This is a genomic window from Propioniciclava tarda, assembly GCF_900182665.1.
In the GTDB taxonomy this organism is placed as follows: domain Bacteria; phylum Actinomycetota; class Actinomycetes; order Propionibacteriales; family Propionibacteriaceae; genus Propioniciclava; species Propioniciclava tarda.
Genome location: NZ_FXTL01000001.1, coordinates 286,251 through 304,714 on the forward strand (window position 1 = coordinate 286,251; position 18,464 = coordinate 304,714).

Below are 18,464 nucleotides of genomic sequence, written 5' to 3' on the forward strand. Positions count from 1 at the left end.
CGCGGAAGGCTGCCCATGGGACTGTTCGACTGGCTGCTCGGCCCCGAGCCGACCGAGCAGGTGGCGGACGCCGTCGCGCCGGCCCCGCCGACCGCGAACGACATCGAGGCGGCCCTGGCGTCCGCCGAGAAGATGGCCGTCGACGGACGCGCTCCGGCGCCCGTGATCTCGCGGGTGCGGCGGGTCGCCACCATCGTGCGGGCGCTGCTGCCGCGGCTGGCCAACCTCGGGCTGCAGTCGTCCGACTCGTACAACGTGGTCGCGACGGCCACCGACTATCTGCCCGAGTCGCTGGCCGCCTACCTGGCCTTGCCCCGCGACTGGGCGGACACGCGTCCGGTGGCGGGTGGCAAGAGCTCGCTGCTGCTGCTGATCGACCAGCTCGACCTGCTGGCCACGACGATGAACCGGATGTACGACGCGGCCAACCGCTCGGACGCGAATGCCCTTGTCGCGCAAGGTAAATTCCTGGACGAGAAGTTCGGCGGGCACCGTGCCGCGGTGACCGTCGATGAGCCCCGGCCGGTCAGTACCAACCCCCTCGACCTGGAGAGCTGATGCCCAACGAGTCCCTCGCCTCCGCCCTGGACGCCCTCGCTGCCGCCGCGGACCGCGCGGGGCTCGATCCCGAGCAGGCCCGCTCCGAGGGGGCCGCGTTGGCCGCCGCCGTCGCCGAGCCGGCGACGGGCGCGTTCGGCGCGTGGGCGTCCGAACTCGGCCGGACGCCGGACGCCACGGCCTTCTTCGCCGCCGCGAGTCGTGGACGCCGTTGGCGCGTGACGCCGACCCCGCTGCTGAGCGCGCTGGTCGCGTCCGGCTCGACGCTGGCGAACGACTACGGGGTGGCGCTGTCGGCGGTGTGCTCGGCGGCCACCACGCTGGGGGAGCCGAACGCGCAGGTGCTGTCGGCGGCCATGGCGGCGTCCGCGGTGCAGTTGGGCGGGGTGCCCGGCACGGCGACCGGGTCCCGGGGCCCGACGACGCAGCCCGGGGCGCTCTCGGACGCGTCCGCGGTCGGCCCGACGGGGTCGGCGAGCGACCCCTCCGGGTCGGACGCCCAGCTTCGGGACCTCATCGAGCGGGCCCGGGCCTTGAGCGGTGCCACGACCACGCCCGGACTGGACCCCGAACTGGCGAAGCGGCTGCAGGAGTCCGAGCAGCGAGCGAAGGCCATGCAGGACTTCGCGTCCGCGGGCCCCGGGATTCTCGGTGGCGTCCTCGACCAGCTCAAGGCCAACGCCGACCGCATCGAGGCGCTGCGCGAGGGCAACGTGGTGAACCTGCCCGACTCGTCCGGGCATCGTGGATCAACCGGGTTCGGCGTTCCGGGTGTGCCGATGCCGCCGGAAGCGGGTGCGCCCGTCGATCCGGCCACCGGTTCCCCTTCGACAAGCTCAGGGACCGGGAACGGGACCGGCGAGCCGGCCCCGACGCAGACCACGGGCGAGGCGCCCAAGCCAGCCGAGGAGAAGAAGCCCGAGGAGCCCGCAAAGTCGCTGGACGAGCTGCTCGCCGAGCTGGACGGGCTGGTGGGCCTCGCGACGGTGAAGGCCGAGATTCATCGCCAGACGGCGATCCTGAAGGTCGGGGCCGCCCGCGAGAAGGCCGGGCTGAAGAACGCCACCCTCACGCGCCACCTCGTCTTCGTCGGCAATCCGGGCACGGGCAAGACGACGGTCGCGCGCCTGGTCGGCGGCATCTACCGGGCGCTCGGACTGTTGAGCAAGGGCCAGCTGATCGAGGTTGACCGGTCCGAGTTGGTGGCGGGCTATCTTGGGCAGACGGCCCTCAAGACGGCCGAGGTGTGCAAGTCGGCTCTCGGCGGCGTCCTGTTCATCGACGAGGCGTACTCGCTGTCGGGCGATCAGTACGGCGAGGAGGCGATCAACACCCTCGTCAAGGAGATGGAGGACAACCGCGGCGACCTCGTGGTGATCGTCGCCGGCTACCCCGTGCCGATGGCGAAGTTCATCGACGAGAACCCGGGGCTGGCGTCGCGGTTTCGGACGACGATCCAGTTCGACGACTACACCGACGACGAGCTGATGGGCATCTTCAAGGGCATGGTCGCCAAGGCCGACTACGACCTCGGCGAGGGCGCCGAGGACGCCTTCAAGGCGCTCCTGGCCCAGCAGATCCGCGACATGACCTTCGGTAACGGACGCTTCGCCCGCAACACCATGGAGGCAGCCATCGGCCACCAGGCCTGGCGGCTGCGCGACCTCGTCGACCCAACGGTCGAGCAACTACGCACCCTGACCGCCGAGGACGTCCAAGGCGACGCCAAGCCCGAGACCGTCGACTGGCTCGCCGAAGACGCCGCGCTCGCCACGTCCGAGGAGGGTGCTCCGATCCCCGAGCCGGTCGACGTGGCGGTCCCTGAGCCCGTCGAAGGGTCGACAAGCCCAGCCAACGGTGGTCCGGTCGCTGAGACGGTCGAGGGGGCTTCGACAAGCTCAGCCAACGGTGGTCCGGTCCCTGAGCCTGTCGAAGGGGTCGACGAGCCCACTGCGAAGGAGCGTCCATGACCACGCAGAACTTTCCGCCGCCCACCGGGACGCCGCAGCGGACGGCGTCCGGTTCGACCACCGGACAGACCGTGGACGCGACCTCCGCGCGCGACGTCGGACGCCGCTTCCTGATCCCCTCGGCCACCGGGCTGCGCCTGTCGCGGACGCTGGCCGCGCTGGCGTGCCTGATCGCGGGCGCGGTGGGTGCGTGGGTGCTGACGACGACGTCGGCGTCCCTGGAGTCCATCAACCGGGGCACGCAGCAGATGCTGCGGCTCCAGCAGATCAAGGGCGACGTCCTGCGGGCGGACGGGCTCGCCACCAATGGCCTGGCTCAGGGCACCGCGGCGACCGCGATGACCGACTACACGGACGCGCTCAAGGAGGCGTCCAGGCTGACCGTCGAGGCGTCCCTGGCGATGCCGACCGACCAGAACGACCTGATGGCCGTCAACGCCGGCCTGCTGAACTACGCCCTGACCATGGAGCGGGCCCGGACGGCCTACCCCAAGGACAACACCGCCGGCCTGGGCTACACCGCGGACGCCGGCACGGCGCTGGTGGGCGACACGGTCCCGGCGCTGGACAAACTCATCTCCGACAACGGCAAACGGGTGGACGCCGCCCGCGCGAGCGACCGCCTGTGGGCCGCCGGCCTGGCGCTGGTGCCCGTCGTGCTGTTGCTGCTGCTCAGCCTGTGGCTGGCACGGCGGACGAAGCGGGCGGTGAACCTCGGCGTCCTGATCGCGCTGGCGGCGTCCGTGGTGCTGTGGCGGCTCGTGGACGTGAACCTGGTCCAGTCGGCGGCGGTCGTCGACAGCGCCCGCGCGGGGACCCTGCAGTCGGCGACGGCGGCCGCGACGGCGTACAGCAAGCTGGCGGAGGCCAAGTCCATCGAGGGGCGCTCGCTGCTGCAGCCGACCGACATCGTCGCGAACGAGACGACCTGGCTCACGGCGATGAACGAGGTCAACGCGTCGGTGAAGAAGATCGGTGACGCGCAGGCGTCCACCGCCGGGCTCGTGTCTGCGTACTCGTCGGCGCACGCCTCGCTGGCGAACCTGCTCAAGGAGAACAAGGTCACGGCGGCGAAGCAGGCGGCGGCGTCCACGACGTCGGGGGTGAATCCGAGCTACGAGGCCGCCTCGGACGCGCTGTCGAAGACGTTCTCCGAGGCCAAGACCGCCACGGCGACGGGCATGACCCAGCAGCAGGACGGCCTGCGGATCGCGTCCGGCATCGCGGTGCTGCTCGGCGTGCTCGGCGCTGCGGCGTCCTGGATCGGGATCAGCCAGCGCATCCGGGAGTACCGATGATCGCTGTCGCGCCCGCCGCGCCCGGCAAGCTGGGTGACCAGCCGGACCCGCAGCGTCTGCTGACTTACCTCACCGACCTCGGCCTGTGGCTCACGTCGCGTCGGGCCGAGCTCGACGAGCTGGACGCCGCCGTGCAGGCGTCCGATCACGCGGGCGAGCTGACGGGGGACGTCCGGCTGGGGCTGACGTTGTGGCAGGCCATCAAGACCCGCAACGAGCAGCTGCTGGCGACCTGGGATTCCGGACGCGTCGGCGCCGTCGAGCGCGAGAAGATCGCGCAGCTGATCTGGTCGCGGCTGGACACGCCCGGCGCGGCGGCCGGGCTCACCGGCATGTCGGTGCCGGAGGCGAGCCGCACCTCGGATGCCCTCACCGCGCAGCTGCGGCAACGGCTGCAACTCGACCCGAGCGGCAGCGCGGTGTTGGTGCGGCTGCGCGATCTGCGCGCCCAGCTGGAACGCCTGCGTGATCAGATCGCGCTGGAGCCGCGCGAGGGCGTCGAGGCCGCTCGACTCAAGCTGCAGGGGCTGGCGGCCCGACTCGAAGTTGCGTCCGACAAGGCCGGACGCGGCGGCGACGTCGGCGGGTTGCTGGGACCCCTCGAATTGGATGCCGCCACCTTCGAACGCGACCTGATCGTCGGCGGCGCGATGCGCCGGCAGAACGCGGCGCGCATCGTGAAGATCGACGCCATCCGCCGCCACCTCGCCGAGCGCGAGCCGGGCTTGCGCGCGCTGGTCGAGCGCACGGTCGCGGCCGTCACGCCGGCGCCCAAGTACGCGGTGCCCGACATCGAGAACCTCGGCCCGGTGCCCACGACCACCCCCGAGCTGGACGCCTACGAGGCGCGTCTGGCGTCCGTCGGCAAGGCGATGGACGTGGTGGAGGAGTCCTACTCGGCGGCGCTCGAGTCGGTCGAGGCGCTGCGCTCCGAGCTCGCTGGGATTGAGGCCAAGGGCCTGGACGCCACGGGCGCGTCGTTGTTGGCCGCCGCCCGAGGCGTCCTGGGTCAGACGCCGGTCCAACTGGACGCTGCCCGCTCGCTCGTCGCGGGCTGCCGCGCGTACGCGTCCACGTCAGGAGGTCGCTCATGAAGTGCACGCAGCCGGGCTGCACCGGACGCATCGTCGACGGGTACTGCGACGTCTGCGGGATGCCGCCGGCGGCGTCCGGCTACCGGCCGCCGTTCGCGGTGGACGCCGCCGGCACGGTGTCCGCGGGCGGACCCGACGTGGTCGCCCAGGCCGCGGCCGCGGCGTCCGCTGGTCCCTCGCGCGGCGTCCAAGGTGCGGCGCCGTCGCGACACGCGTCCGGACCGTGCCCGCAGCCGGGCTGTCCGGGGCAGATCGTCGACGGCTACTGCGACTACTGCGGCAACCCGCCGACGGCCGCCCCGCCTCCGCCCTCGACCGTTGGAGGGGCCGCGCCCGCGGCGTCCCAGACCCTCGCCTCCGCCGCGATCGGGTCGGCGCTGCTGCCCGGCGGCCAGACGGCGAAGCGGCCCGCGGCGTCCGCGCTGCACCGTCCGGTGACACGGATCGGCGCCGGCATCACGACCGTGCCCCCCGCGCCGCTGGCCGACCCGACCAAGCAGCTGATGACCGACCCGGTCGTCCCCGAGGACAAGCGCTTCTGCCCCAACTGCGGCGAGCCCATCGGACGCTCCATCGACGGCCAGCCCGGACGACTCTCGGGCTTCTGCCCGAAGTGCCAGACGGCCTACAACTTCAAGCCCACGATCAAGGCCGGCGAGCTCGTCGCCGGGCAGTACGAGGTGGCCGGAGCGCTCGCCTACGGCGGCATGGGCTGGATCTACCTGGCCCGCGACAAGAACGTCTCCGGCCGCTGGGTGGTCCTGAAGGGGCTGCTCAACGCCGGCGACACCGACGCCAAAATGGCCGCGCTCAGCGAGCAGGAGTTCATGGCGCAGGTCGAGCACCCGCTGATCGTCGAGATCTACAACTTCGTGTCGGACGCCGACGGCGCGCGTTACATCGTCATGGAGTACGTGCCGGGCGTCTCGCTCAAAGACATCCTCAAGAGGCGTCAGGCCGACAACGGCGGCGCGATGAACCCGCTGCCGGTGGACTGGGCGCTCGCGTACATCATCGAGATCATCCCGGCGTTCACCTACCTCCACGATCGCGGGCTGCTCTACTGCGACTTCAAGCCCGACAACGTCATGCAGGTCGGTGACTCGGAGAAGCTGATCGACCTGGGTGGCGTCCGGCATGTGCACGACGAGACGTCCCCGATGTACGGAACGGTCGGCTTCCAGGCGCCCGAGCTCGCGGCCAAGGGCGCGTCCGTGCCGTCGGACGTCTACACGATCGGCCGGACGCTCCTCGTGCTCTGCACCGAGTTCCGCGGCTACCAGGGCGAGTTCGCCACGTCGCTGCCGCCGCTGGCGGACCTGCCGCAGATCACCGGCCAGGACTCCCTCTACCGCCTCGTGCTGCGCGCCTGCGCGCCCAACCCGGACGACCGGTTCCAGTCGGCCGAGGAGTTTCGGCAGCAGGCGCTCGGCGTCCTGCGGGAGGTCGTGGGCGTCCGGACGCCGGGTGCCGCGTTCGCGTCCGCGCCGTCGCCGCTGTTCGAGCCGCCGACGCAGACCGGCGACGCCTTCACCTGGACGCAGCTGCCGAAGCTGCGTCCGGACACGGCCGATTCCGGCTGGGACTGGCTCAACCGCCTCACCATCAACAGCCCCGCCGAGCGGCTGGCGGCGTTGCGGTCGGCACCCGAGCAGACCGCCGAGATCCTGCTTGAGCAGGCCCGCATCGTGCTGTCGGCCGGTGATCGGGTGGCGTCCAAGCGGCTGACGCAGGCGATCCTGGCGCAGAACCCGTGGGACTGGCGCGCCATCTGGATGGACGGCGTCGCCGCCCTGATGGCCGGCGACTACGTCGGCGCGCAGCCGGCGTTCAACGCGGTCTACGGCCAGGTCCCGGGTGAGCTGGCGCCGAAGTTTGCCCTCGCCATCGCCTGTGAGCGCGGCGGCCAGGCGGCCACGGCCGAGCAGCTCTACGGCGTCTGCGCCAGCACGGACGCTAACTACGTGACGCCGTCCGCGTTCGGCCTGGCGCGCCTGCGGGCCGCCCGCTCCGACCTCAAGGGGGTGCTGGACGCCCTCAACTTGGTGCCCAGCACGTCGCGCGGCTACACCGAGTCGCGGCGGCTCCGCGCCCAGCACCTGATGGCCCTCGGCACCTCGCTCGCCGACCTCGGGGCCGCCCTGGACGCCGTCGCCGCGGCCAAGCTGGACGCCCCCACGTACGCCCGCTACTCGGTCGAGATCCTGTCGCGGGCGCTCGACACCGTGCGTGCCACCAAGGACGCGCCGACGGTCAGTATCGGCGGTCTACCTGCCACTGACAAGGCGCTTCGTCCGCAGTTGGAGCGCGCCTACCGCGACCTCGCGGCCTATCAAAGCGACGCCGGCGAACGCGCCCGGCTCATCGAGCAAGCCAACGCCACCCGTCGATGGAGCGTCCTATGACCGATCCAGCAGAGCCCGCCTGGCCGCAGTTCTCGCAGGGGCGTCCCGTAGCCGGCACGGGCTGGAAGCAGCCGCCCGGCCAGCCCGGAGCCGCGGTGCCGCGTCCGGACGACCCCACCGTCGTGGACGCCTCGCTCATCCCGGCGCCGGACCCGACCCCGGTCGCAGCCGAGCCCGCGGCGTCCAAACTCTGCCTGCAGTGCGGGGGAGAGGTGGACACCGACGGCTACTGCACCCAGTGCGGAGCCAAGGCGCCGACCGAGCGCGAGCACTTCGAGGAGTCGCCCGCGGCGTGGGTCGGCGCGGTCTGCGATCGCGGCGTGAAGCATGCCCGCAACGAGGACGCCCTCGCGACGGACGCCGACGAGGCGATGGGCTCGCGCGCGGTGTTGGTGGTCTGCGACGGCGTGACGACGTCGACGGACTCCGACGTTGCCGCCCTGGCCGCCGCGCGTGCCGCCCGGGATGTGCTGGTCGAGGGGCGTCCGGAGGACATGGGGACGCCGGCGTCGAGGTCGGCGGCGGTGTCGGGGCTGTTCGCCCGCGCTGCCGCGGTGGCGAACGACGCCGTCGCGCACCACACGGCGGCGGGCGAGAAGAACCCCGCAGCCTGCACGTTCGTGGCCGCGCTGGTGCTCGACAACGTGGTTTACGCAGGCAACGTCGGCGACTCGCGGGCCTACTGGCTGCCGGACTCCGGCGACGGGGCAATTCTCACCCGCGACGACTCGATGGCCGAGGACAGCATCGCGTCCGGGGTCCCTCGCAAGCAGGCCGAGACCGCGGCGGACGCCCACACCATCACGCGTTGGCTCGGGGTCGATGCTGCGGACGTCGTGCCGCAGGTCGCGTCCATGCACGTGCCGGGTCCGGGCTGGGTGCTGGTGTGCTCGGACGGCCTGTGGAACTACGCGTCCGAGCCGTCCGAGATCGGCAAGGTCGTGTCGGACGCCGTCGGTACGGCAAACTCCTGGCGGGAAAAGTCTCGCCAGGCGATAGCTCAGCCGCCAGCAACCGAGTCGACAGTCTCGACGCCCGTCGAGATCGCCCGCGCGATGGTCAACTGGGCGATCGCCCAGGGCGGGCACGACAACATCTCGGCCTGCCTCGCCCGCGTGGGCGACAAGCCCGTCCCGGCCGCGCCGGTGGTGGTGGACGGCGAGATCGCCACGTCCAAGATCATGCCTAGTGGGGCGTCTCAGACCGACCAACCCTCGGCCTCGGCCAACGGCGTCCGAGAGCCCGTCGCGGCGACGACGGCCTACGATCCGATCACGCACGAGCCGGTCCCCGCTACCACCCCCCTGGAAGGATGAAGCCCATGGCGACATTCACCTCGACGGTCTACCAGAACGAGTTCCTGCCCGACGGCGGCACGGACGTCAACGCGATCGTGCGGCTCGGCGTCTCGGGCGCGGGCAGGGCGGGGGCGTCCGGCAAGGCGCCGGGCGAGATCATCATCGTCGACACCTCGGGCTCGATGGGGCAGGTCAACATGGCCGCCGCCAAGAATGCGGCCATGACGGCGGTCGACACCATCGCGGACGGCACCTTCTTCGCTGTCGTCGCGGGCACGCACGAGGCGTACTTGGCGTACCCGATGGTCCGCACCGGACGCGGCATGGTCGAGATGAATCCGCGCACGCGCGCCGAGGCCAAGCAGGCCATCAGCTGGTTCAACGCCGAGGGCGGCACGGCGATCGGTGCGTGGCTCAACCTGGCTCGAGCCCTGTTCGGTTCGATGGGCGACGCGCTCGGCAACAAGCACGCGCTGCTGCTCACCGACGGCGAGGACCGCGACGAGTCCCAGGCCGACCTCGACATGGCGATCCGGGCGTCGATGGGGGTCTTCCAGTGCGACTGCCGCGGCGTCGGCACCGACTGGATCGTCTCGGAGATCCGCAAGGTGTCCTCGGCGCTGCTCGGCACCGTCGACATCATCCCGGACCCGTCCCGCATGGCCGCCGAGTTCGCCTCGATCATGCAGGCGTCCGCGTCGCGCGGGGTGACGGACGCCGAGCTGCGGGTCTGGGTGCCGCAGGGCGCACAGGTGCTGTTCGTGCGCCAGGTGTCGCCGACGGTGGACGACCTGACGGCGCGGGGCGTCCCAGTGAATCCGCTGACCTCCGGCTACCCGACCGGCTCGTGGTCGGACGAGGAGCGCGACTACCACGTCGGCGTCCGGCTGCCGGCCAAGGCGCTGGGGCAGGAGCAGTTGGCGGCGCGCGTCCAGTTGGTGGTGGACGGCCAGCCCGTCACGCAGGGGCTCGTGAAGGCCACGTGGTCGAACGATGCGGCCCTGACAACGCGAATCTCGCCCGAGGTCGCCCATTACACGGGCCAGACCGAGCTCGCGGCGGCGATCCAGGAGGGCCTGGCTGCCAAGGCGTCCGGCGACGAGGCGGGGGCGACGACCAAGCTCGGACGCGCCATCCAGCTCGCGGTGGCGTCCGGCAACGAGGAGGCGACCAGCAAGCTGAAGAAGGTCGTTGACGTGGTCGACGCCGGCACCGGGACGGTCCGGCTCAAGCGCGCCGTCGACAAGGCTGATGAAATGGCGCTGGACACGGCGTCCACCAAAACGACACGGATCAAGGGGTAGCTCATGGCCATCTGCACCGAAGGTCACGAATCGACGGCCACCGACTATTGCGACGTGTGCGGCGCGCCCATGCCCGTCCAGCCTGAGCCTTCGACGCCCGCCGCCGCGGGGCCGACGTCGGACGCCGCGGCGAAGTCCTGCCCGGTCTGCCACGGAGCCAACCCGGCGGACGCCCTCTTCTGCGAGGCCTGCGGCTACGACTTCACCACCGGCAGCCTGCCCCGGATGTCGGCCCTGCGACCGCAGGTCAGCCCGGACGCCGTGCCGGTCGTGCCCCCAAGCGGGCCGGTCGTGCAGTCCCACCCTCTCGACCTGGACGCCCCAGCGCCGGTCGTGCCCAAGGTCAGTGGACTCGATCTGGACGCCCCGGCGCCCCCGAATCAGGCTCCCGTCTCCTCGGAGCGGGTCGAGGTGCGTCCGGCGTCGGCTGGTCCGGCCGAGATGGCGGCCGAGCCAGTGGAGGCTGGTGGGGACGTTCCTGCCGCTGAGGTGGCCGAGGTCGGCGAGCCGGTCGAGGCAGCCGTCCCCGTCGACGCTGAGACGGACGACGACATCGTCGACGCAGACGTGATCGACGAGACGCCGCCCTCGCCTGTTACCCCGGTCGCCGTTCCGTCGGTCGCGCAGGCGGTGCCGGCCGGGTCACCCGCTGTGACAGAGGCCGAGCCCGTGAACGACGTCCCGGACGCACCGGTTGTCGCGCACGCGTCGGTCACGCCGGCCGAGCTCGTCGCCGAGGCGGTGGACCCCGCGGCCTCGCACCCGGTCGCAGCGGCCAGGCCCCCCGCCCCTCCGGTGGCTGAGGCCCTGGACGCGTCGCAGGGTGTCGCGCCCGTCACGCCGTTGCCCGTCGCAGCCCATGCGGCGGTCACGCCGGCCGAGCCCGTCGCTGCGGCGGTGGACGGCGCGGCCTCGCAGCCGGCCGCGGCACCAGCCTGGGCTCCGGTCGCCCCCGCGGACGCGGCTCCGGTCCCCACGCCCACGGCGCCGCCCCAGGCCGCCTCGCCCATTCCGTCGCCGACCGCGGCACCGGCGCCCGCGGCGTCCGATGTCGTCTCTGACAAGGCGGACTGGGTGGCGGAGGTCTGGATCGACCCCGACTGGTACGCGGGCCAGGACAGCCCTGACCAGCTGCCGTCGCCCGGACTGCCCCGCGTGGTCGGGCTGCGTAAGCGCACGCTGCTGATCGGGCGCCCGAGCCGCAGCCGCGGCATCACGCCGGACGTCGACTGCGAGCCCGACACCGGCGTTTCGCGCCGGCACGCCGAACTGACCACCGACGGCACCCGGTGGTGGGTCGACGACGTGGGCTCGTCCAACGGCACGTACGTCGGGCAGGCCGGAGCGCCGCTCCCGCTCGATCCGATCAAGGGACGCACCGAGCTCGGCGAGGACGCCCGCGTGTACGTGGGTTCCTGGACGCGTGTCGTCGTTCGCCGCGCGAACCCCGACGAGGTTGACCTGTAGCAAAACGCCGATCACTGGAACCTCACCTGGGGTTCGACGGAACCGCGTTTGGGCTCAAGGGAGCGGTCGGTTGGCTGAGCTTGTCGAAGCCCCTGAGGGGTCCGGCTCCGCCCAGCGCAGGCGGCGATGGGTCAGCGCTTCCTAGCCCGGACGCCGAGCGTCAGCCGCCAGGGATAGGACGGGCCCTGCCCGCTGGTGAGCGCGGCGGGGTCGGCGTCCGTGAGCGGCTCAGCGTGCGGCGTCCATGACGACCGGGGTGCCTAGCTGGACCGTCCTTGAGACCGTGCACAGCGCCTCGGCCGACCGCTTGATCGCCAGCGGCAGACGCTCGCGGGCGGCGTCCCCCTCGGGGCCGTCGGGGAAGACGACGCGGAACGTGACGTTCAGGTCGGTCAGGTGGTTGCCGCCTTCGGTCGACTTGACTCCCGAGCTGACGACCTCGAACGCGACCGGCTCAGCGCGGCGCGCGGTGATGTAGTCCACGTCGATGGACGCGCAGCCCGCGATCGCCGTCAGCAGCAGTTCGACGGGGGTGAACGCGATCCCGTCGCCCTCCCCGAACTCGAGGACGCCGCCGCGGTCGTTCTCGGCGCGGAAGGTGGCGAACTCGGTGCGCGTCAGCGTCACGGAGCGGCTGTTCGGGTTCTCGGTCATGGGTCTATTCAAGGGGCCGGGCCGCTCACTGTCACCCCGACGGGGCCGACCAGGACGGTGAGGTCGGCGGACCGGTCCGATGGTGGTGCTCTGACTGGTGCCATTGACCGGTCGGGAGACGCCACCGCTGTGTTCCCCGATTTCGGCCGCTGCTTGGCCGTCGACCGGCCGGCGGACCCCGCCGGTTCCGGCCTTGAAGGGCTCGCATCGTAGGCTGTCGCCCATGGCCATGCCCCCCTTCGTCGCAGACCTTCGCCGCGCGGTCGGCCATTCGCCCTTGTGGTTGTCGGGTTCGACGGCCGTGATCGTGCGCGAGGGGGAGTCCGGGTTGGAGGTGCTGCTGGTCAAGCGGTCCGACGACGGGGCGTGGTCGAGCGTCTGCGGCATCGTCGATCCGGGCGAGGAGCCGGGGGACGCCGCCGTCCGGGAAGCGCTCGAGGAGGCGGGAGTGGTCGTCGAGGTCGAGCGCCTCGTCTGGATGTCCGTCACCGATCTCGTCACCTACCTCAACGGCGACCAGACCCAGTACATCGACCACACCTTCCGCTGCCGTTGGGTCTCGGGCGACCCCTTCCCGGCCGACGGCGAGGCCGTCGAGGCGCGCTGGTTCGCTGCGGACGCGCTGCCCGACATGCCGCGGGTCCACGCCGAGCGGGTGCAGGTCGTCCTCGAGGACCGCCCCGAGTGCCGCCTCGGACGCCTCGCTCGCTAATCGCTGACGCGCAGCCCTTCGACACGTTCAGGGGGCTTGTGGGGGTGGGACTTCGGCAGGGTGGTGCGTTCGACATGCTGAGCGACCTGCGTTGGCTGAGCCTTGTCGAAGCCCGCCAACGAGCACGTCGCTGGCGACCCCGCCACTGAAGCTCGAGGGAAGGCAGTGATCAACGGGGTCATTCGTTGGCTGACCTTGTCGAAGACCCGCTTGTCCAGGCGGCTTCGACAAGCTCAGCCAGCGATAGATGAGTGCTCGCCTAGACCTCTTCGTGGCTGAGTCGTTCGACAGGCTCTGGGGCCTCTTCGGCGTTGGGCAGTTACCGGACCAGTCCTGACGAGTACGCGATCACGACCAGTTGAGCCCGGTCCCGCGCGCCGAGCTTGAGCATGATGTGCGAGACGTGGGTCCGGGCGGTGGCTTTGGTGATCCACAGCCGCTCGGCGATTTCGGCGTTGTTGAGTCCCTGCCCCACGAGCCCCAGCACCTCGCGCTCGCGCTCGGTGAGCTCGCCGAGCCGGGGGTGCTCGGACGCCGCCCCCGCCGGACGCCCCGCGAACGTCTCGATCACGGTCCGGGTGACGCTGGGCGACATCAAGGCCTCCCCGGACGCCGCCGCGTGGATCGCGCGCAGCAACTCCGTCGGCTCGGAGTCCTTGATCATGAACCCGGACGCCCCCGCCTGCAGCGCCGCGAACACGTACTCGTCCAGCTCGAACGTCGTCAGCATCACCACGTGGACGCCGCCGAGCGCCGGATCCGCCGAGATCTCGCGGAGCGCGGCCAGGCCGTCGAGCTCGGGCATCCGGATGTCCATGAGCACCACGTCCGGGGTGACCGAGCGCGCCAAGGCGACGGCCTCGCGTCCGGTCTCGGCCTCGCCGACGAGTTCCAACCCGGCGTCGGATCGCACCAGCGCGCGCAGCCCCATCCGGACCAGCGGTTGATCGTCCGCGATCACCACCCGGACGCGTCCGGTGGACGCCCCGTCAACCTCGTCGCCGACCGTCACAGCTCACCCCCGCGCTGTTGGCGGAGTTGTTGTTGCAGAACAAACAGCAACTCCGCCCACTAATCCGGCCCTGGTCACTGCGGCCCTCCGATCGGCAGCGTAGCCAGCACCGCGAGCCCGCCTTCGGGCCGGACGCCGATGCCGAGAGTCCCACCCACGGCCTCGACCCGCTCGCGCATGCCGCGCAGCCCGTTGCCCTCGACGGGCGCCTGCCGCGCCGGACCATCGTCCCGGACGCCGACGACCAGGACCTCCGGCCGCCGCTCGATCGACACCACCGCGGACGCCCCGGCCGCGTGCCGGACGACGTTCGTCAGCCCCTCCTGGACCACCCGGTAGGCGACCGTTTGCACCGCAGCCGGGACGCCGCGGCTCGCGTCCGCGGCCAACAGCAGCCCCACCTCGCGGCCGCCGGCGCGCACCGACTCCACCAGGGCCGGCACGTCGGCGAGCGTCGCTGTCGGCACCAGAGGACCGCCCTCGTCGGGCTTCCGGAAGACCCCGAGCGTCTGCCGCAGTTCGGCGAGCGAGGAGCGCGACGACTCCCGGATCGCCTCCAAGGACGCGCGCACCTGGGCAGGATCCGACTCCAGCACGTGCAGGGCCACGCCCGACTGCAGCGAGATCATCGACAGTGAGTGCCCGACCACGTCGTGGATGTCGCGGGCCACCCGCAGCCGCTCCTCGTACGCCACCCGCCGCAGTTCGTCGTCGCGGGCCGCTGCGACGGACGCCCGCCGCGAAACGACCAGCTGGATCACCAGCGCCGGCGCCACCACCCAGGCCACCGCGACGCCGAGCACGAACGCGACGAGCGACAGCGGGTCGGCGTCCTCGTAGGCCAGCGCAGCGGCGGCGAAGACCGGCAGCAGGAGCGCCGCCCAGCCCAGCCACTCGTTGGCCGGACGCGCCCGCATCACCATCGCCAGCGTGATCGCCAGGGCCGGGATCGTCGAGGGCAGCGGGCCCGCCAGGTACAGGTAGGCAGTCGCCGCGACCAGGGCCACCCCGTACGCCGCGCGCGGCGACCGCCACGCCAGCCACACGGCCACGCCCAAGAGCCCAGCCAGCGCCAGCAGCACCCCGACCACGAGCGGACCGTTCGCAGCAACTTGGCTGGTCGGCCCCGGATCCATCCCGCGCATCCGGCCGCGCGTCATCGACATCCGCGTCCAGACGCGGCTCGACGCCAGCGCGCCGATCACGGCGGCCAGGACCGACCCCAGCACCGCCCACGCCCGCACCCGTCCTCGCCGCCGCGCGCGGGCGTCCGGCAGGTTGGGCGTCGGCGCAGGGACGTGACTCACGGCGTCCAATCTATGGCCCTGTCGGACGCCGCCCATCGGGACCGCGACGTAACCGGCGTACGTCAGCGGACGTACGGGCAGTTCAGCCCATGAGCCGATGGTTGGACGTCGACGCCGGGCTTCACTGGTGGACATGGGTCACCACATGCACGGGGCCGCGGGCCCCCTAGGAGGAGTCTTCATGTTGTTCTGCATGCTCGCGTTCATCGCGCTGCTGTTCTTCTTGTTCCGGGGTCGGTTCGGCCCCCGCTTCGGGCGCGGTCCGTGGGGAGCCGGCTGGGGTCACCAGCCGCCGACCAGCACCGACGGCCAGCCCGCTCAGCCGCAGGCCTGGATGGGTCCGTGGGGCCAGCAGGCGCCGCAGCCCCGTCCCGAGGACGACGCCCTCAAGGTGCTCGCCGACCGGCTCGCCAGCGGCGACATCACCCCGGACGAGTACCTCCAGCGGGTCAGCGTCCTTCGCCAGCAGCCCTGATCGTTCCTCGACCCGGACGCCGTCGCAGCCAGGCTGCGGCGGCGTCCGGCCTTGTCACGAGGTTTTACAGGGGACGCCGGTCGCCGGTCAGCCCTCGATCAGGCGCACGGACCGCGTCCAGAAGGCGTCGACCAGCCCGGCGTCCAAGGCTTGCTTGTTCGGACGCCTCACCGCGCGCTTGTCGTAGAACTCGCCGGACGCCCAGTCGCGAGGCGGCGTCCGCTGGGCGAGCCAGACGAGGGTGTCGGCGCCCTGCTCCGGCGAGATCATGACCCGCTTGCCGAGCGCCGAGGCGTAGAACCACTTGGTGACGCCGCCGGCCGTCGAGCCGAAGTTGGACGCCACCACGCCCGGGTGGAACGCCGCCGCATAGATGCCGTCGAGCACGTGGCGCTTGTGCAGCCCGCGGGTGAACAGCACGTTCATCAGCTTGCCGTCCGCGTAGGCCTTCCACGGCGACCAGCCCTTCTCGAGCTGCAGGTCGGCCAGGTCGATGTGTCCGCGGTAGTGGGCCATGGACGACGTCTGAATCACGGACGCCCCCGAGGCGATCAGCTTCGGCTGCACCAGGCGGGTCAGCAGGAAGCCCGCCAGGTGGTTGACCTGGAAGCTGCGCTCGAAGCCGTCCTCGGTGATGAGCCGCTCGGCGAAGATGCCGCCGGCGTTGTTGGCGAGGACGTCGATGCGGTCGAGCTTGTTGAGCTCGTCGGCCAGGGCGTGGACGTCCGACAGCTTGGCGAAGTCGGCGATATGCCGGTCGGCGCCGATCGCGTCCGCGACCTCGTTCGTGCGGCGCGGGTCGCGTCCGACGACGACGACTTTCGCCCCCTCGGCGGCCAGGCGCCGGGCTGCGGCGGCACCGACCCCCGCGCTCGCACCCGTGATGACGATGGTCTTGGTCGTGGCGTCGCTCATGCCCGTCAGCGTAGTCGGGCGCCCCGACAGAATCGCGGGGCCCTAGGTGCGCAGCGCGGACCTGAGGCGTCCGGTGATCTCCAGCAGGCGCGAGTTCGCGGCCTCCTCGCCGATCGTCACGCGGACGCCTTCGCCGCCGTAGCGGCGGACGACCAGTCCGGCGTCGCCGCAGGTCACGTCGAAGCGCTCGGACTCGTCCGGACCGAGCGGGAAGTAGACGAAGTTCGCACTCGTGGCGGGCAGCCGCCAGCCCTGCTCGGCGAGGCCGGCGACGACCCGCTGCCGCTCGGCGACGATGGCGTCCACGCGGGCGTCGATCTCGTCGCGCGCGGCCAGGGACGCGATCGCGGCGGCCTGGGCGACCAGGTTCACGCTGAACGGAATCGAGGTCTTGTTGGACGCCTCCGCCAGCGTCGGATGCGCCAGGCCGTACCCGACGCGCAGGCCGGCGAGGCCGTACGCCTTGCTGAACGTCCTGGTCACGACCACATTCGGATAGTCGCGCTGCAGCGCGAACGAGGCGACGGCGTCCGAATCTCTCACGAACTCGACGTAGGCCTCGTCGATGATGACGACGACCTCTGCGGGCACCTTCGCGAGGAAGGCGCGCGCGGCGGCGTCCGTGATGATGGGCCCGGTCGGGTTGTTCGGAGTGCACAAGATGACGAGCTTGGTGCGGTCGGTGACGGCCGCGGCCATGGCGTCCAGGTCGTGCTCGCCGGCGTCGTTGAGCGCGACCATGACCGGCGTCGCCCCCGCGAGCCGCACCAGGATCGGGTAGGCCTCGAACGACCGCCACGCGAAGACGACCTCGTCGCCGGAGTCACACAGCGCGCCGATCAGCTGCGCCAGCACGCCCGTCGAGCCGGGCCCGACCGTGACGGACGCCGGCGCGAACCCGCAGGACTCGCCGATCGCGGCCTTCAGGGCGACGTTCATCATGTCGGGGTAGCGGTTGACCTGGCCGGACGCCTCCGCGATGGCGGCCGCCACCGACGGCAGCGGCGGGTACGGGTTCTCGTTCGAGCTCACCTTGTAGGTGATCAGTCCGGGAATCGGCTTCGCCGGACGCCCCGCGACATAGGCCGGAACTCCCGCCAGCGCCGGACGCAGCCGCGCCGGGCTCGGCGCATCGAACAGCTCGCTCATGGCGCCCACTTTCTCACGGCCGACCCGGTGGGCGGGGCCGATGTGTCGCGATCCGGAGGTGGTCGTAGGACGGGCGTCGGGCGCAGGTGGGCGTGGCGGGCGAGGCGTCCGGCAGGCGGTAACGTGGAGTCTTCCGGCAAAGGAGTTGGGCGTGGCTAGTGCAGGATTCGTAAGGGCTTCCAGCGGAGTAGCGCTCAGCCATGATCAGGCCCTCGTCGAGTTGGGCAAGGCGGCGCGTGAACTGCTGCTCGAGGTGGCGGCGACTTATCGCGCCACCATCAGCTACCACCAGTTGGGCGTCGACGTGCAGCGGGCTGCGGGCATCCGCGCCGGGCACACCCCCGGCTGGCTGGTCGAGGTGCTGACCACCGTGGTGCACGTCTGCCATCGCCTCGCCGAGCCGCCGCTGACGTCGCTCGTGGTGGGGGCGACGGACGGACTGGTGGGTCCGGCCTACGACGAGGTCCCCCGCACGGAGGGCCTGCCCCCGTTCGCGGACGCCGACGCCCGCGAACTCGGCGCCGCCGCCGGACGCCTCGAGTGCTACCGCCGGTATGCCCCGTCCGTTCCCGCGGACGCCGTCCCGACGCTCGTATCGCCCGATGCTGCCCAGCGGACGCCGTCGCTGCGGTCCGCCCGGCCCACGCGCGCGTCCGGGCAGGCTGGATCAGCCAAGCCGGTACGGGCCGCACGCGCGTCCGTCGCGCCGCGGGCGCGTCGGGATCCCGACTCGAACCCGGCGCCGTTCGTGCTGTGCTCGTCCTGCTTCATCCAGACCCCGCCCGGGGACGAGTGCCAGAACTGCGGAGCGCCGCTGAAGTAGGCGCCTGCTACCTTCTTGGCACC

Annotated in this window: 16 protein-coding genes; 11 read left to right on the forward strand and 5 right to left on the reverse strand. The window is 71.9% G+C overall.

Annotated features, from left to right (window positions below; translation table 11 throughout):
• Window positions 1–15: 15 nt before the first annotated feature.
• The 8 genes from FN821_RS01340 to FN821_RS14585 are packed head-to-tail and all read left to right on the forward strand — an operon-like array spanning window position 16 to window position 11,394.
• Window positions 16–558 (forward strand): hypothetical protein, encoded by a 543-nt coding sequence (locus FN821_RS01340; RefSeq protein WP_131170746.1) that lies wholly within the window; start codon window positions 16–18, stop codon window positions 556–558.
• Window positions 558–2,528, forward strand: coding sequence for an AAA family ATPase (locus tag FN821_RS14580; RefSeq protein ID WP_241660042.1), 1,971 nt, complete (start codon window positions 558–560; stop codon window positions 2,526–2,528). The genes FN821_RS01340 and FN821_RS14580 overlap by 1 nt, the downstream gene beginning before the upstream one ends.
• On the forward strand, window positions 2,525–3,826 hold the full coding sequence (locus FN821_RS01350; protein WP_131170747.1) for a hypothetical protein: 1,302 nt from the start codon (window positions 2,525–2,527) through the stop codon (window positions 3,824–3,826). The genes FN821_RS14580 and FN821_RS01350 overlap by 4 nt, the downstream gene beginning before the upstream one ends.
• Complete coding sequence (locus FN821_RS01355) at window positions 3,823–4,920, forward strand: hypothetical protein (RefSeq protein WP_131170748.1); 1,098 nt, start codon at window positions 3,823–3,825, stop codon at window positions 4,918–4,920. The genes FN821_RS01350 and FN821_RS01355 overlap by 4 nt, the downstream gene beginning before the upstream one ends.
• Window positions 4,917–7,325: a serine/threonine-protein kinase gene (locus FN821_RS01360; RefSeq protein WP_131170749.1), complete on the forward strand. Its 2,409-nt coding sequence runs from the start codon at window positions 4,917–4,919 to the stop codon at window positions 7,323–7,325. The genes FN821_RS01355 and FN821_RS01360 overlap by 4 nt, the downstream gene beginning before the upstream one ends.
• Window positions 7,322–8,641: a PP2C family protein-serine/threonine phosphatase gene (locus tag FN821_RS01365; protein WP_165489186.1), complete on the forward strand. Its 1,320-nt coding sequence runs from the start codon at window positions 7,322–7,324 to the stop codon at window positions 8,639–8,641. The genes FN821_RS01360 and FN821_RS01365 overlap by 4 nt, the downstream gene beginning before the upstream one ends.
• Window positions 8,642–8,646: 5 nt before the next feature.
• On the forward strand, window positions 8,647–9,927 hold the full coding sequence (locus tag FN821_RS01370; protein ID WP_131170751.1) for a vWA domain-containing protein: 1,281 nt from the start codon (window positions 8,647–8,649) through the stop codon (window positions 9,925–9,927).
• A 3-nt stretch (window positions 9,928–9,930) separates the two neighbouring features.
• Entirely contained in the window at window positions 9,931–11,394 is a 1,464-nt protein-coding gene (locus FN821_RS14585; RefSeq protein ID WP_241660043.1) for an FHA domain-containing protein, read from the forward strand.
• Between the two features lie 228 nt (window positions 11,395–11,622).
• On the opposite strand, the gene FN821_RS01380 is transcribed toward FN821_RS14585, so the two are convergent.
• Window positions 11,623–12,048: an OsmC family protein gene (locus FN821_RS01380; RefSeq protein ID WP_131170752.1), complete on the reverse strand. Its 426-nt coding sequence runs from the start codon at window positions 12,046–12,048 to the stop codon at window positions 11,623–11,625.
• Between the two features lie 223 nt (window positions 12,049–12,271).
• Between FN821_RS01380 and FN821_RS01385 the strand changes: the two genes are divergently transcribed.
• On the forward strand, window positions 12,272–12,760 hold the full coding sequence (locus tag FN821_RS01385) for an NUDIX hydrolase (protein WP_131170753.1): 489 nt from the start codon (window positions 12,272–12,274) through the stop codon (window positions 12,758–12,760).
• A gap of 319 nt (window positions 12,761–13,079) precedes the next feature.
• Here the strand turns inward: FN821_RS01385 and FN821_RS01390 are convergent, their stop codons facing one another.
• Complete coding sequence (locus FN821_RS01390) at window positions 13,080–13,772, reverse strand: response regulator (protein ID WP_277751002.1); 693 nt, start codon at window positions 13,770–13,772, stop codon at window positions 13,080–13,082.
• Between the two features lie 74 nt (window positions 13,773–13,846).
• On the reverse strand, window positions 13,847–15,079 hold the full coding sequence (locus FN821_RS01395) for a sensor histidine kinase (RefSeq protein WP_165489187.1): 1,233 nt from the start codon (window positions 15,077–15,079) through the stop codon (window positions 13,847–13,849).
• Between the two features lie 181 nt (window positions 15,080–15,260).
• Between FN821_RS01395 and FN821_RS01400 the strand changes: the two genes are divergently transcribed.
• Window positions 15,261–15,554 carry an SHOCT domain-containing protein gene (locus FN821_RS01400; protein ID WP_165489188.1) on the forward strand — a complete coding sequence of 98 codons (294 nt, stop codon included), beginning with the start codon at window positions 15,261–15,263 and terminating at the stop codon, window positions 15,552–15,554.
• 87 nt (window positions 15,555–15,641) lie between these two features.
• Here FN821_RS01400 and FN821_RS01405 read toward each other — a convergent pair whose 3' ends face one another.
• Both FN821_RS01405 and FN821_RS01410 read right to left on the reverse strand, forming a co-directional pair.
• Window positions 15,642–16,469: an SDR family NAD(P)-dependent oxidoreductase gene (locus FN821_RS01405; RefSeq protein WP_131170755.1), complete on the reverse strand. Its 828-nt coding sequence runs from the start codon at window positions 16,467–16,469 to the stop codon at window positions 15,642–15,644.
• Between the two features lie 42 nt (window positions 16,470–16,511).
• The gene (locus FN821_RS01410; RefSeq protein ID WP_131170756.1) at window positions 16,512–17,618 is read right to left on the reverse strand and encodes a histidinol-phosphate transaminase; all 1,107 of its coding nucleotides are present in this window, start codon (window positions 17,616–17,618) and stop codon (window positions 16,512–16,514) included.
• Window positions 17,619–17,769: 151 nt separating this feature from the next.
• Here FN821_RS01410 and FN821_RS01415 point away from each other — a divergent pair, with 151 nt between their 5' ends.
• On the forward strand, window positions 17,770–18,441 hold the full coding sequence (locus tag FN821_RS01415; RefSeq protein ID WP_131170757.1) for a hypothetical protein: 672 nt from the start codon (window positions 17,770–17,772) through the stop codon (window positions 18,439–18,441).
• Window positions 18,442–18,464: the final 23 nt, after the last annotated feature.

Coding starts and splice junctions, on each gene's coding strand:
- FN821_RS01365 (WP_165489186.1), top strand. CDS start 7,322: ATGACCGATCCAGCAGAGCCCGCCTGGCCGCAGTTCTCGCAGGGGCGT.
- FN821_RS01360 (WP_131170749.1), top strand. CDS start 4,917: ATGAAGTGCACGCAGCCGGGCTGCACCGGACGCATCGTCGACGGGTAC.
- FN821_RS01385 (WP_131170753.1), top strand. CDS start 12,272: ATGGCCATGCCCCCCTTCGTCGCAGACCTTCGCCGCGCGGTCGGCCAT.
- FN821_RS01340 (WP_131170746.1), top strand. CDS start 16: ATGGGACTGTTCGACTGGCTGCTCGGCCCCGAGCCGACCGAGCAGGTG.
- FN821_RS01405 (WP_131170755.1), bottom strand. CDS start 16,469: ATGAGCGACGCCACGACCAAGACCATCGTCATCACGGGTGCGAGCGCG.
- FN821_RS01350 (WP_131170747.1), top strand. CDS start 2,525: ATGACCACGCAGAACTTTCCGCCGCCCACCGGGACGCCGCAGCGGACG.
- FN821_RS14585 (WP_241660043.1), top strand. CDS start 9,931: ATGGCCATCTGCACCGAAGGTCACGAATCGACGGCCACCGACTATTGC.
- FN821_RS01400 (WP_165489188.1), top strand. CDS start 15,261: ATGTTGTTCTGCATGCTCGCGTTCATCGCGCTGCTGTTCTTCTTGTTC.
- FN821_RS01380 (WP_131170752.1), bottom strand. CDS start 12,048: ATGACCGAGAACCCGAACAGCCGCTCCGTGACGCTGACGCGCACCGAG.
- FN821_RS14580 (WP_241660042.1), top strand. CDS start 558: ATGCCCAACGAGTCCCTCGCCTCCGCCCTGGACGCCCTCGCTGCCGCC.
- FN821_RS01370 (WP_131170751.1), top strand. CDS start 8,647: ATGGCGACATTCACCTCGACGGTCTACCAGAACGAGTTCCTGCCCGAC.
- FN821_RS01410 (WP_131170756.1), bottom strand. CDS start 17,618: ATGAGCGAGCTGTTCGATGCGCCGAGCCCGGCGCGGCTGCGTCCGGCG.
- FN821_RS01355 (WP_131170748.1), top strand. CDS start 3,823: ATGATCGCTGTCGCGCCCGCCGCGCCCGGCAAGCTGGGTGACCAGCCG.